The sequence below is a fragment of the Cupriavidus sp. DL-D2 genome (assembly GCF_039710735.1).
GTDB lineage: Bacteria > Pseudomonadota > Gammaproteobacteria > Burkholderiales > Burkholderiaceae > Cupriavidus.
This window is the reverse complement of sequence record NZ_JBDKXK010000062.1, coordinates 1-12,871: the sequence shown is the minus strand read 5'-3', so window position 1 is coordinate 12,871 and position 12,871 is coordinate 1. Positions and strand designations below refer to the sequence as shown.

The window sequence follows — 12,871 nt, the reverse complement described above, 5'->3', positions numbered from 1 at the left end:
TACACCAAGTGGTTCCTGCAACCGATCCCGCCGCGCAACATCAACATGAACTACGCGCTGTCGCCGGAAATGAAGCAGCTGTTTGCCGCGCCGAACGACAAGGCGTTTCAGTAAGACACGGGCGCTACCCGTCGTTATGCGCTCCCCTCTCCCATGTCAGTGGGAGAGGGGTGGGGGAGAGGGCATGTGGTTCAAATTGCGGCATGTTGTTGATTGCACCGCTGGCCCCTCTCCCCCAGCCCCTCTCCCGCACGCGGGAGAGGGGAGTAAGTAAAGCCCAGTTATATAGCCATATCGAATCATTATTTCGCTTTCGATAGTGTTTGCGGTACCTTTGAGGCCGTTATAGGCTCATAGGGCCGCCGGCCTTCCTCTAAGAGAGGAGGGGCTCGGCAAAAGAACCGCATCCTTACTGGAGAACATATGCGAACGATTCGATCGGGTTGGTTCAAGACGCTGCTGGCTACCGCACTGGTGGCGGGCGGCGTTTCCGCGACGGCAGCGCAGGCTGCCGACCTGCTGGACACCGTGAAGCAGGCCGGTGTCCTCAAGGTGGGTCTGGAAGGGACCTACCCCCCGTTCGGATATCGTGGTGCCAACAACGAGCTCGACGGCTTCGATGTCGACGTGGCGCGTGCCGTGGCCGCCAAGCTTGGCGTCAAACCGGAATTCGTGACGACCGAATGGAGTGCGATCATCGCCGGCCTGCAGGCGGGCAAGTTCGACATCATCGTCAATCAGGTCTCCGTCACGCCGCAACGCAAGCAGGCGCTCGATTTCTCCACGCCGTATGTGTACTCCGCCGCCCAGCTCATCCAGCGCAAGGACGACAAGCGCGAGTTCGCCTCGCTCGACGCGCTCAAGGGCCACAAGCTCGGCGTGAGCCTGGGCAGCAACTACAACGAATTGGCCAAGTCGGTGCCGGGCATCGACGTGAAGACGTATCCCGGTGCGCCCGAGTACCTGCGCGACCTGGCTTCGCAACGCGTGGATGCGGCGCTCAATGACCGGTTGATGGTCAACTACCTGATCAAGCAGGCCAACTTGCCGCTGCGTCCGGGCGCAGTGCTGCCGGGTGCCAACACCGAGGTCGCCATCCCGTTCCGCAAGGACAATCCCAAGTTCGCCGCTGCCATCGACAAGGCACTCGACGATCTGCGGAAGGATGGCACGCTGACCAAGCTGTCGAACAAGTGGTTTGCGTCGGACGTGACGAAGCCGCTCAAGTAAGAAAGCAATAGTGTGTTCGAACAAGGGGCTGGCAGCGGGCCGGCCCCGGCTTCACGTATGATCGCGGCATTCCGGTTTACGACTGCTTCCAGCCTCCGCCATGCCTGCCCTCCAGCTCGTCATTGATTCCCTGCCCGTACTGTTGCAGGGCACGCTGCTCACGCTGAAGTTCGCCGTGCTGTCGATGTTCTTCGGGCTGATCGTCGGCGTGGTGGTGGCGCTGATGGGCATCAGCCAGTTGCGGATCTTCACGATTCCCGCACGCATCTACGTCAGCATCATGCGCGGCACGCCGCTGCTGGTGCAGATCTTCGTGGTGTATTACGGCTTGCCGGGCATCGGCATTTCGCTGGAGCCTACGCCCGCTGGCGTGCTGACGCTGAGCCTCAATGTGGGGGCGTATCTCTCGGAAAGCATGCGCGGGGCGATTCTGGGCGTGGCGCGTGGCCAATGGCTGGCGGCGTACAGCCTGGGCATGACACCGCTTCAGACGCTGGGCTTTGTGGTAGGTCCGCAGGCATTGCGGCTGGCGGTGCCGAGTCTCTCGAACAGTCTGATCAGCCTGATCAAGGATACGTCGCTGGTTTCGGTGATCACGGTGACGGAACTGCTGCGCACGTCGCAGGAAATCATCGCCGCGACCTATCAGCCCTTGCCGCTCTATCTGGCGGCCGCCGTCATCTACTGGATTCTGAGCACCGCACTGTCGGCGCTGCAGCATGTGATGGAGCGCCGGCTTTCGCTGCCGACGCGCCACTGAGACACCCCCTCCCGCTCGGGAGAGGGTTACCGTCTTACTGCCCCGCCACGCGCTTGGCGATGTGGTCCAGTGCTTCCTCCACCTGATCGATCAGGATCAGGCACAGGTCGCCGGGCTGCAGGCGGGCCAGCGCGGTATCGATGGCAAGAAACTCGCCACGGATTTCCTCGATATGGCGGGTACGTTGCGCACCCACCAGACCCTCCTGCAACAGGGCGAGCACTTCGCCATCCTCGCGGCCCCGCTGGCACTGATCCTGATACAGCAGCACATCGTCGAATGCGCCGCCCAGGATCTGCGTCTGCTTGCGGATGTCCTCGTCGCGACGATCCCCCGCCCCGCTGATGACCACCACGCGCTGCTTCGACGGCATCGATTGCACGGCGTTGCACAACGCCTGGATCGCGTCCGGGTTGTGACCGTAGTCGGCAATCAGCGTCGCGCCCTTGTAGTCGAACACGTTGAAGCGGCCCGGTGCCGTGGCGGAATCGCTGACAAACGTCGCCAGCCCGCGACGGATCACGTTCCAGTCGATGCCAAGTGCCCATGCCGCAGCAATCGACGACATCGCGTTTTCCACCTGGAAGCCGATCGAGCCATTGCGCGTGAGCGGGATATCCGCGAGCGCAAAGCGCGCCACGGTCTCGCCTTCGGTAGCCACGATCTCGTCGCCTTCGACGAACACCACGCGCTTGCCCTGCGCGCGATGCAATGCCATCGTCGGCAGGCCGGCATCGTGCGCGAAGAAGGTGACGGTGCCCGGGCAGGCATCGGCCATGCGCACGACCATCGGGTCTGCGGCATTCAGCACGGCCATGCCATGCGGCGCCACGTTTTGCACGATTACGCTCTTGAGCACGGCCAGGTCTTCCACGGTGCTGATGTACGACAGCCCCAGGTGGTCGCCTTCGCCCACGTTGGTCACCACGGCCACGTCGCAGCGATCGAAGGCCAGGCCCTCGCGCAGCAACCCGCCACGCGCGGTTTCGAACACGGCGGCATCCACGTCGGGATGCAGCAGCACGTTGCGCGCACTGCGCGGTCCGCTGCAGTCGCCAGTGTCGATGCGCTCGCCACGGATGTAGACGCCGTCGGTGCCGGTCATGCCCATGCGCAGGCCGCTGGAGGCCAGCAGGTGCGTGATCAGGCGGACGGTCGTGGTCTTGCCATTGGTGCCCGATACGGCCACCACGGGAATCCGGCCATCGTCGCCATCGGTGAACATCGTCGAGATGATGGCTTCGCCCACCGCGCGGCCCTTGCCGTACGACGGCTGCAAATGCATGCGCAGCCCCGGCGCGGCGTTGACTTCGACGATGCCGCCCGCCTGTTCCTCGAATGGCTTGAGCATCGTCTCGCAGACAGCGTCCACGCCGCAGATGTCGAGCCCGACCATCTGGGCTGCGGCCACGGCACGCGCGGCGATGTCCGGATGGACGTCGTCGGTCACGTCGGTGGCGCTGCCACCCGTGGACAGGTTGGCGTTATTGCGCAAGACCACGCGCGTGCCCTTGGCTGGCACGGCATCGGCGGTCAGGCCCTGCTTGGCCAGCGTGGCCAGTGCGATGTCGTCGAAGCGGATCTTCGTGAGCGAGGTGGCATGGCCTTCGCCACGGCGGGGGTCGCGGTTCACTTCGTCCACGAGTTCACGCACCGTATGTTTGCCATCGCCAATCACCTGGGGCGGATCGCGGCGCGCCGCGGCCACGAGGTGCTTGCCCACTACCAGCAAACGGAAGTCGTGACCGGGGATGTATCGTTCCACCAGCACATCGGAAGAAATATCGGCCGCCACTTCATAGGCCGTCATGACTTCCTCGCGCGTGCGGATGCGCACGGCCACGCCCTTGCCCTGGTTGCCGTCGCGCGGCTTCACCACGACCGGACCGTTGATTTCCTGCGCGGCCGCCCAGGCTTCATCGGCACTGCGTACGGAGCGGCCCAAGGGCACCGGTACGCCAGCTGCGTGCAGCAGCGCCTTGGTCAGTTCCTTGTCCTGCGCGATCGATTCGGAGACCGCGCTCGTCATGTCAGTCTCGGCGGCCTGAATGCGGCGTTGCTTGCTGCCCCAGCCAAACTGCACCATCGAGCCCTGCGTCAGGCGGCGATACGGAATGCCGCGCGCAACCGCTGCGTAGACGATCGAACCCGTGCTCGGGCCCAGTCGCACGTCCTCGTCCAGTTCGCGCAGGCGATGCAGCGCATCGTCGAGATCGAACGGCTGGTCGTCGCGTGCGGCCAGGCAAAGTTTCTCGGCCAGTTCGAACGCCAGGCGGCCCACTTCCTCTTCGCTGTACTGCACCACCACCTGATAGGTGCCCGGTTCCAGCGTAGGCGCCGCGTGGCTGAAGGTAACCGGGCAGCCGGCCGCAGCCTGCAGGCCCAGCGCAGCGGCTTCGAGCGCATGCGCCATCGAGGGCGAGCCAGCTTCCTCGTCGGGACGCATCGGGCCGATGCCCGGGAAGCGCGCGCGCAGACGCTCTTCGAAGCCGGGCAGTTCGGCCAGCAGATGGGATTGGTCGGAACACGCCACGATGGCTTCGATGGCGGTGTGTCGGCACCAGAGATTCGGGCCACGCAGGGCCCGGATGCGAGAAACTTCCATAGACTATTTATCCGTTGTTCTTCCGGCCGGATTCACGCGCGGCGTCCGCTGCGGCCCATCCACTGATGTACCTGCTCGACCGTGCTCTCGACCGATGCCTCGTCGCACTGGAGCACCAGCAGGTCCCCGGCCACCAGTTGCGACAGCGCAGCTTCCACAGCCACGCTACGCTTGCCTTCGTCGATGATCTTGGTCACGCGGCGTCCTTCATACAGGCCCTTCTTGAGCAGGGCGCGCGCCTCGGTCTCGGGCAGGTCGCGGCGTACGCTCAGGTCTTCGCACAGGAACACCCGGTCGAACGTCTTGCCGATGACCTTGCCCTGCGCCACGATGTCCTCGTCGCGGCGTTGCACGCCTGCGCCGAACACCAGCAGGCGCCGCTCGGACGGAAAGCGGTCCAGCGCGGCAGCCAGTGCCGTCAAGGCCGGCGCATTGTGCGGATCGTCGACGATGACGGTGGCGCCATTGCGCTCGAACATCGTGAAGCGGCCCGGCACGTCCACCTGGCCCACATCGAACGTGACCACGCCCGCGCGGATCAGGTCATTGGAGATGCCCAGCGCCCAGCCCGTGGCCACGGCGGCCAGCACGTTTTCGATCTGGAACGCGACACGGCCCGCGTACGTCAGCGGAATCGCCGAGACATCGGTCAGCGCGGTTTCGTTGTTGCCCGTGGCCAGCACCACCTTGCCTTCGCGTACGAACACCGTGCGCTTGCCCGCAGCGCGATGCGCGGCGATGGCCGGCACATCGGCGGACAGGCCGAAGAAGATCACGTCGCCATCGCACAGCTCGGCCATTTCGACCAGACGCGGATCGGCGCCATTGAGCACGGCCGCGCCGGTCTGCAGCACCACGTCCACCTGCGTGCGCAGCACGTTATACATGCGGTCTTCGTCCTCGACGTAGTAGTCGCCGAGGTGATCGGGCTGGCCGAAGTTCGTGATCACGCCCACCTGGCAGCGGTCGTAGGGCAGGCCCTGCGACAGGATCATGCCGCTGTCGTTTTCGAACACGGCGGCTTCCACTGCGCGGTTCATCAGGATGCGGTGACCGGCATCCCAACTGGCCTTCTCGCCACGGTCACCGCTTTCCACGCGGCGGCGGTCCAGGAACAGGCCGTCGCTGCAGGCCAGACCCGTATGTTTGCCGGAGAGTTGCAGCAATCGTGCGACGAGCTTGGCGACCACGGTCTTGCCGTTGGTGCCCGCAATCCCCACCACGGGGATGCGGCCATCGTCCTCGACACCATTGCGGTTCGGGAACAGGTGATCGACGATCGCGCGGCCAACGGGGCGCGGTTCGCCATCGGCGGGCTTGATGTGCATCAGCAGGCCCGGACCGGCGTTGACCTCGACGACGGCGCCGCGCTGTTCGGCCAGCGGTCGCGAGATATCCTCGGCCACCAGGTCCACGCCGGCGATGTCGAGTCCCACCACGCGCGCAGCCAGCGCGGCATGGGCCGCCACGCTCGGATGCACGCGATCCGTGACGTCGAACGCCACGTTGCCGTTGCGCTGGATCAGCACGGTACGGCCCTCGGCCGGCACGGCGCTGCCATCGGCGTAGCCCTGGCGCTTGAGTTCCAGACGTGCCGCGGAATCCAGGCGCACGCGGTTCAGCGGATGGTCTTCGGTGCTGCCGCGACGCGGATCGGCGTTGATTTGCGATTCGATCAGTTCGTCGATGCTCTGCTTGCCGTCACCGACGACCGAGGCGGTCTCGCCCATCGCGCAGGCCACCATGCGGCCGCCCACGATCAGCAGGCGGTGCTCGTTGCCCGGAATGAAGCGTTCGACGATGACGCCATTGCCTTCGTCGATGGCCACGGCATAGGCCGTTTCCACTTCCTCGCGCGTCATCAGGTTGGTGAAGACACCACGGCCGTGGTTGCCGTCATAGGGCTTGACCACCACCGGCACGCCGATGCTCTCGGCAGCGTCCCAGGCGTCTTCGGCACTGTCGACCATGCGGCCTTCCGGCACCGGCACGCCGCAGGATTCCAGCAGGCTCTTGGTCAGGTCCTTGTCGCGCGAAATCGATTCGGCGATGGCGCTGGTGCGGTCAGTCTCGGCCGTCCAGATGCGGCGCGAACGCGCACCGTAGCCGAGCTGCACGAGGTTGCCGTCCGACAGGCGGATCGACGGGATGTCCCGGTCATCCGCCGCGTCGACGATGCAGGCGGTGCTCGGGCCGAGGCAGTGCTCGTCCACCAGCCGGCGCAGGTTGTCCACTGCCTCGGGCACGTCGAACGGGCGATCCTCGATGGCGGCCATGACCAGGTCCCGGGCAGTGAACAGCGCCGCGCGCGTCACCTGCTCGTGCCAGGCGCGCACGATCACCTTGTAGACGCCTCGCACCGGGGTCTCGCGCGCCTTGCCGAAGCCACCCGGCATGCCTGCCAGATTCTGCAGTTCCAGCGTGACGTGTTCCAGGATGTGTCCCGGCCACGTTCCTTCCTTGAGGCGCATCAGGAACCCACCCCGCACGCCGGGGCTGCAGCGGTGCTCGATCAGCGTCGGCAACCACGCCGACAACCGCTCGTAGAACCCCGGAATCTTGTTGGAGGGGAAATCCTCCAGTTCGCCGATGTCGACCCACGCCTCCAGCACTGGCCGATATGTCCACATATTCGGGCCGCGCAGCGACATGACATCGAAAATCTCAATGTCCTTCTTTTTCATTGATCTACTTTGAGGCAGTGGGCGAGCGCCCGAGAATTGGAAGCCTAACCTTTCAGTAACGTTACTGCACGCTCAGGGTTGACCCCACAGGCTCCAAAAACACCACGCTGCCGTGTTGTGCGGCGCAGCAGGAGTTCCGTTTGTTTGCGTTATGTATACTTGCGGGCAAAATTGCGGCCCGCCAGTCGGCAAGCTGCTGAAATTGTTTCAATTTATGTCCGAATCTGATCCTTTTCGGGTCATCCGGACGCGCATTTCACTCGTTTCTCCGCCAGTTTCCTAGCTTGTTTTCGTTTTCCAGCGCCAACAGATGACCCAAACCTCCCCGTCCGTCCCCCAACCCTCAGGCACCCCGGAACCCTGGGTCGCCGAGCTGGCCGCCAGCCTGGCACCCGGGGAAACTGTTCTGGCCGGGCTCCCACTGGATCTGGACGCGAGGCTGCATTTTACCCAAGGGTGGCTGATTGTGACGAATCGTCGTCTGATCTCTCGCACACCTGGAGAAAAATCGCTGCAAAGCTGGGACATTGCAACAGGGATGTCACTCTCGCACGGTGACCATGCAGGGGTAGGGACGCTGGAACTGGCCAGCGGCGCACAGCGGCTGGCCACCTGGCGCTATACGCTTGGTTACAATCCCGACGCGTTGCGTCTGGCCGACCAGTTCGAAACGCGCCTTGACGCGCTGACGACAGGTCGCACCGTCTCTGTCGAAGCAGATATCTGCCCCACCTGCAAGGCGCCGATTCCGGCAGGCGAAGAGCAATGCCCGCAATGCAGCCGCGAACTCGAAACGCCGCCTTCCACCTGGGCGCTGCTGCGCCTGTGGCGCTTTGCCCGGCCGTATCGCTGGGAACTGCTGGCCGGCTTCATGCTGCTGGTGCTCGGCACGGGTGCCACGCTGATCCCGCCGTACCTGACCATGCCGCTGATGGACAAGGTTCTGATTCCGTATCAGAACGGGGTGCCCATCGACTATGACCTGGTCAAGATGTACCTGGGCGGACTGCTCGGTGCGGCGCTGGTGGCATGGCTGCTGGGCTGGGCGCGCACCTATCTGCTGGCGCGTGTCTCGGAGCGCATCAGTGCGGATCTGCGCACCACCACGTACGAGCATTTGCTCAAGTTGTCGCTCGAATACTTCGGCGGCAAGCGCACGGGCGACCTGATGGCGCGGATTGGCTCGGAGAGCGACCGTATCAGCGTGTTCCTGTCGCTGCATCTGCTGGACTTCGCCACCGATGTGTTGATGATTGCGATGACCGCGATCATCCTGATTTCCATTAATCCGTGGCTCGCGCTCGTGACACTGGTGCCGTTGCCGTTCATCGCATGGATGATCCACCTGGTGCGCGATCGTCTGCGCCATGGCTTCGAGAAGATCGACCGCATCTGGTCGGAAATCACCAACGTGCTGGCCGATACGATTCCGGGCATCCGCGTGGTGAAGGCGTTCGCTCAGGAAAAGCGTGAAGTCACGCGTTTCCGTGAAGCCAACCGGCACAACCTGGCTATCAACGATCGCGTGAATGCGGTGTGGTCGCTGTTCACGCCGACCGTGACGATGCTGACCGAGGTGGGTTTGCTGGTCGTGTGGATCTTCGGCATCTGGCAGGTGAGCCACGACGCCATTACGGTGGGCGTGCTGGTCGCATTCCTGACCTATATCAGCCGCTTCTATACGCGCCTTGATTCGATGAGTCGCATCGTCTCAGTCACGCAGAAGGCAGCGGCCGGCGCCAAGCGGATCTTCGACATTCTCGATCACGTATCGAGCGTGCCCGAGCCGCAGCGCCCGGTGCATATCGAAAACGTGCAGGGCGCCATCGAGCTGCGCGATCTTGGCTTCCGCTACGGCAACCGCGCCGTGATCCGCAACCTGAACCTGTCGATCCGCCCGGGCGAGATGATCGGTCTCGTTGGCCATAGCGGTTCGGGCAAGAGCACGCTGGTGAACCTGATCTGCCGTTTCTACGATGTGTCCGAAGGTGCGATCCGTGTGGATGGTGTCGATATCCGCTCGCTGCCCGTATCGGAGTTCCGCCAGAACATCGGCCTTGTGCTGCAGGAGCCGTTCCTGTTCTTCGGCACGATCGCCGACAACATCGCCTACGGCAAGCCCGAGGCCACGCGTGAGGAAATCGTGGCCGCGGCCCGCGCGGCGCATGCCCACGAGTTCATCCTGCGCCTGCCGCACGGCTACGACTCGCTGGTGGGCGAGCGCGGCCAGGCCCTGTCTGGTGGCGAACGTCAGCGTATCTCCATCGCCCGCGCGCTGCTGATCAATCCGCGCATCCTGATCATGGACGAGGCCACGTCGTCGGTGGACACCACCACGGAGAAGGAAATCCAGAAGGCGCTCGACAACCTCGTGCAGGGCCGCACCACGATTGCCATTGCGCACCGTTTGTCGACGCTACGCAAGGCCGATCGCCTGGTGGTGATGGATCGCGGCCAGATCGTCGAGGTAGGTAACCACGACGAACTGCTGGCGCGCGAGGGACACTACTACAAGCTCTACCAGGCGCAGGCGCGCAACGTGGATGTCGAGGATGCCAGCGTTGGCGACCGCAGCGAAACGGCCGAGACGATCGGTGCCCAATAACCCATCATTTGGATCGGCCATGCAGACGCCTGAATTCACCCTGACCCGTAATCGCCTCGGCAAGCTCCTGATGACCATGGCCGATGGTACGCAACATGAAGGCGTGGTGCCGGTGCGGGCGTTTCCGATTTCCGCATCGGAAGATGGCCTCGGCCTGATGAGCACCGACGGCCGCGAACTGGCCTGGATTCCGCGCCTCGATCTGCTGCCTGCGCAGATTAGCGAACTGATCGAGGCGGAACTTGCCGGGCGGGAGTTCATGCCCGAGATCGAGAAGATCCTGGGCGTGTCCACCTATGCCACGCCGAGCGTGTGGACCGTGAAGACCGACCGTGGCCAGACCGACCTCGTGTTGCGCGGAGAGGAGGATATTCGCCGGCTCACGGGCAATACGCTGCTGATCTCGGACAGCCACGGCATCCACTACCTGATTCGCGATCAGCTCACGCTGGACAAGCCAAGTCGGAAGATTCTGGACCGATTCCTCTGATGCGGGGAGGGCGGTGAAAGGAAAAACGGCACGCGCAAGGCGTGCCGTTTTGCTTTGGCATGGCCGATGCCGGTTCAGTGCAGCATCGTGGACGAATCGTCGTCGTCCTCTTCCCAATCTTCGTAATCGAGTGTCGTCTCGGGAGACAGGTCCCAAATCATCGAGTGGTACTTGACCGAGAACCACTTGCGGAACATGTCCAGCGAGAGGGTCGCGGGCCACAGTGATTCGTCGAACCATTCTGCGAGCATGAATTCGAACATGGCGCGCCAGCGTTGCTCGACCCACTGCTGCGCATTCTCAGGGGTGTCGGCGGCGTCCTCGGGCAGCAGGAACACGCTGGCATCGTCGCGCACGGCTTCCACCGAGAGCGTAGGCGGGGGCTCGGGATCGACGGCGAGGATCCAGTCAACGAATGGCTGCTCGGGCAGCAGGATGACCATGGACCGGTTGATGGTGAAGCGTGGGTGATCGGACATGAGGAGAGGGCGTGAGAGCATCGACGGGCTATTGTAGCGCCCGCTGTCGGACGCTCGTCCGATTCGTTCTCAGATAGGTTGCCGGCATCGTACGCACGCAGGAATTGAAGCATCGCAAGACTTTGATGCTTTAGGAAGTTTCCTATTTTTTTCGCACCTTGTAGCGGGTGAAATCGGCCCCGCCGCTTTCGGGTTCCCCATGGCGGTTGCAGTCTCGATCTCCCGACCCTTTTTTCTTCAGGTGCAATATGTCAAAGACAGTCATCATCCTCGCGGGGCTTGCCATGGGCGCCGCGCTGCCCACTTCGGCAATAGCTCACGGAACCATGGAACTGCCGGTCAGCCGCGTGCTGAACTGCTACAGCGAAGGTGCAGAGAGTCCGAAGTCAGGCGGCTGCAAGGCCGCCCGCGCGGTGGGCGGCGCGCAGCAGTTCTATGACTGGAACGGAGTGCGGCAGGGCGGTGCGAACGGTGACCACAAGGCGGTTGTAGCCGATGGCATGCTGTGCTCGGGCGGCTCCTCGCTGTTCCGTGGCCTTGACCTGCCGCGCGGCGACTGGCAACAGACCTCGATCGTACCGACACCGGCAGGCGACTACACGTTCGTCTGGCGCGCCACGGCCCGCCATGCCACACAGTATTTCAAGTACTACATCACGCGCGACGGCTGGGACCCGTCAAAGGCGCTCGCCTGGAGCGATCTTGAAGAGTTCGCCTCGGTGCCCGGCTCGTCCGCGACCAACGAGGGCGGCCGGTATCGCATGAACGTGCGACTGCCCGCTGGCAAGAAGGGCAGCCACATCATCTACAGCGTCTGGCAGCGCAACGACAGCCCCGAAGCGTTCTACGCGTGCGCCGACGTGAAATTTCCCGGTGATGGGGTCGCCGCACCTTCCGCCGGCTGGGAAGACCAGGGACCGCTCGTTGCAGCAGGAGATCTGGCGGCGGGCACCAGGTTGACCTTCCGCGTGATGGATGCCTCGGGCCGTGACATCGCCAAACACACGGTCGATGTGGTGGCAGGACGCACGGGCGCCGATGCCTGGGCCTTCCAGCTCGCGCAGAAGGTCAACGCCGAAGCGCACGTCTTCCGCATTGGCGAACTCCAGTCGCGTAACGGTGTGGCGAACGTCGTGCCGCAGACCTCGGCAACGCAGAACCGGGTCTACCTGGGCAAGGGCTATGAGGGTTACAAGTTCGAGGTGGACAAGGAAGCACCGTCGTCCGGTAACGGTGCCACTGGCAATAGTGGCAACGCAGGGGCGAAGGGCGGCACGCCGTGGGCCGAAAACGTATCGTATGAAATCGGACAGGTGGTGACGTACAACGGTCGCCGCTACGCTTGCCGACAACGTCATACGGCTTGGGCAGGTGCTGGCTGGACCCCAGCGGCCACGCCGGCTCTGTGGCGCATCGTCCGCTAACTGTTGTATTTGCGCTGAAAACTGCTGCGATCTATACCGATCGCTACAGTTTTCGGCGTCAATTGCCGTCATTGAATTTCGACACGGGATTTGGAGACGGGCAATGAGTCTTTCGTTTCACCTGTTGGGCAGCACGCCGGAAACGGATATGAGCGAGCGCTTTGCAGAAGCAGAAAAAATAGAGAACCGCGAAGCGCGCTGGACCGCACAGGCAGAAATCGCCCTCGATACGGGTGACATGTACCTGGTGGGCCTGGTGCTGTTCAAGGCCATCCAGGAGTTCGGCGTTGACGGCTTTGCCGAGCGCTCGGGCATGGAAGCCACGCGCCTGCAGCGGTTGTGGATGCCGGGCATGATCCAGTCGGTGGACCACGCCGGCCACATGTTCGCGTGGCTGGGCGTCACGCTGCCCGTGGAGCGCTTCTACAAGGCACGACTGGATAGTTTGCCGGCGACGGGTGCCGTGATGCACTGACGTGGCGCTGCCGCCCGCGAAGCGTGGCCAGAAAAGGAAAAACCCAACCGGTGAAGGTTGGGTTTTTTTGTGTCTGGTGGAGCCGGCGGGAATCGAACCCGCCGCATCATTTGCCGCAA

General features: G+C 63.6%; 9 protein-coding genes and 1 pseudogene. 7 read left to right on the top strand and 3 right to left on the bottom strand.

Annotated elements, in window-relative coordinates:
• The 3 genes and pseudogenes from ABDB81_RS24840 to ABDB81_RS24830 form a co-directional block, all read left to right on the top strand.
• Positions 1-114, top strand: a pseudogene (locus ABDB81_RS24840) (amino acid ABC transporter substrate-binding protein); the annotation flags it as partial.
• 309 nt (positions 115-423) lie between these two features.
• Positions 424-1,230: a transporter substrate-binding domain-containing protein gene (locus tag ABDB81_RS24835; protein WP_346813884.1), complete on the top strand. Its 807-nt coding sequence runs from the start codon at positions 424-426 to the stop codon at positions 1,228-1,230.
• A gap of 100 nt (positions 1,231-1,330) precedes the next feature.
• Positions 1,331-1,990 carry an amino acid ABC transporter permease gene (locus tag ABDB81_RS24830; RefSeq protein WP_137926657.1) on the top strand — a complete coding sequence of 220 codons (660 nt, stop codon included), beginning with the start codon at positions 1,331-1,333 and terminating at the stop codon, positions 1,988-1,990.
• Positions 1,991-2,024: 34 nt separating this feature from the next.
• Here ABDB81_RS24830 and cphA (ABDB81_RS24825) read toward each other — a convergent pair whose 3' ends face one another.
• Entirely contained in the window at positions 2,025-4,595 is a 2,571-nt protein-coding gene (gene cphA, locus ABDB81_RS24825) for a cyanophycin synthetase (RefSeq protein ID WP_346813883.1), read from the bottom strand.
• 32 nt (positions 4,596-4,627) lie between these two features.
• Complete coding sequence (gene cphA, locus ABDB81_RS24820) at positions 4,628-7,279, bottom strand: cyanophycin synthetase (protein WP_160471645.1); 2,652 nt, start codon at positions 7,277-7,279, stop codon at positions 4,628-4,630.
• Positions 7,280-7,589: 310 nt separating this feature from the next.
• Between cphA (ABDB81_RS24820) and ABDB81_RS24815 the strand changes: the two genes are divergently transcribed.
• Entirely contained in the window at positions 7,590-9,884 is a 2,295-nt protein-coding gene (locus tag ABDB81_RS24815; protein WP_137926654.1) for an ABC transporter ATP-binding protein, read from the top strand.
• Between the two features lie 19 nt (positions 9,885-9,903).
• Positions 9,904-10,374, top strand: coding sequence for a DUF1854 domain-containing protein (locus ABDB81_RS24810; protein ID WP_160471647.1), 471 nt, complete (start codon positions 9,904-9,906; stop codon positions 10,372-10,374).
• A 74-nt stretch (positions 10,375-10,448) separates the two neighbouring features.
• On the opposite strand, the gene ABDB81_RS24805 is transcribed toward ABDB81_RS24810, so the two are convergent.
• Positions 10,449-10,853 carry a hypothetical protein gene (locus tag ABDB81_RS24805; protein WP_137926652.1) on the bottom strand — a complete coding sequence of 135 codons (405 nt, stop codon included), beginning with the start codon at positions 10,851-10,853 and terminating at the stop codon, positions 10,449-10,451.
• Between the two features lie 248 nt (positions 10,854-11,101).
• Between ABDB81_RS24805 and ABDB81_RS24800 the strand changes: the two genes are divergently transcribed.
• Together ABDB81_RS24800 and ABDB81_RS24795 are read left to right on the top strand one after the other, a co-directional pair.
• Positions 11,102-12,277, top strand: coding sequence for a lytic polysaccharide monooxygenase (locus ABDB81_RS24800; RefSeq protein ID WP_346813882.1), 1,176 nt, complete (start codon positions 11,102-11,104; stop codon positions 12,275-12,277).
• Between the two features lie 103 nt (positions 12,278-12,380).
• Entirely contained in the window at positions 12,381-12,752 is a 372-nt protein-coding gene (locus ABDB81_RS24795; RefSeq protein ID WP_346813881.1) for a hypothetical protein, read from the top strand.
• Positions 12,753-12,871 lie beyond the last annotated feature (119 nt).

Bases quoted from the DNA above. Each gene is read 5' to 3' on its own strand.
- ABDB81_RS24815 (WP_137926654.1), top strand. From the start codon at position 7,590: ATGACCCAAACCTCCCCGTCCGTCCCCCAACCCTCAGGCACCCCGGAA.
- ABDB81_RS24835 (WP_346813884.1), top strand. From the start codon at position 424: ATGCGAACGATTCGATCGGGTTGGTTCAAGACGCTGCTGGCTACCGCA.
- cphA (WP_160471645.1), bottom strand. From the start codon at position 7,279: ATGAAAAAGAAGGACATTGAGATTTTCGATGTCATGTCGCTGCGCGGC.
- ABDB81_RS24830 (WP_137926657.1), top strand. From the start codon at position 1,331: ATGCCTGCCCTCCAGCTCGTCATTGATTCCCTGCCCGTACTGTTGCAG.
- ABDB81_RS24805 (WP_137926652.1), bottom strand. From the start codon at position 10,853: ATGTCCGATCACCCACGCTTCACCATCAACCGGTCCATGGTCATCCTG.
- cphA (WP_346813883.1), bottom strand. From the start codon at position 4,595: ATGGAAGTTTCTCGCATCCGGGCCCTGCGTGGCCCGAATCTCTGGTGC.
- ABDB81_RS24795 (WP_346813881.1), top strand. From the start codon at position 12,381: ATGAGTCTTTCGTTTCACCTGTTGGGCAGCACGCCGGAAACGGATATG.
- ABDB81_RS24810 (WP_160471647.1), top strand. From the start codon at position 9,904: ATGCAGACGCCTGAATTCACCCTGACCCGTAATCGCCTCGGCAAGCTC.
- ABDB81_RS24800 (WP_346813882.1), top strand. From the start codon at position 11,102: ATGTCAAAGACAGTCATCATCCTCGCGGGGCTTGCCATGGGCGCCGCG.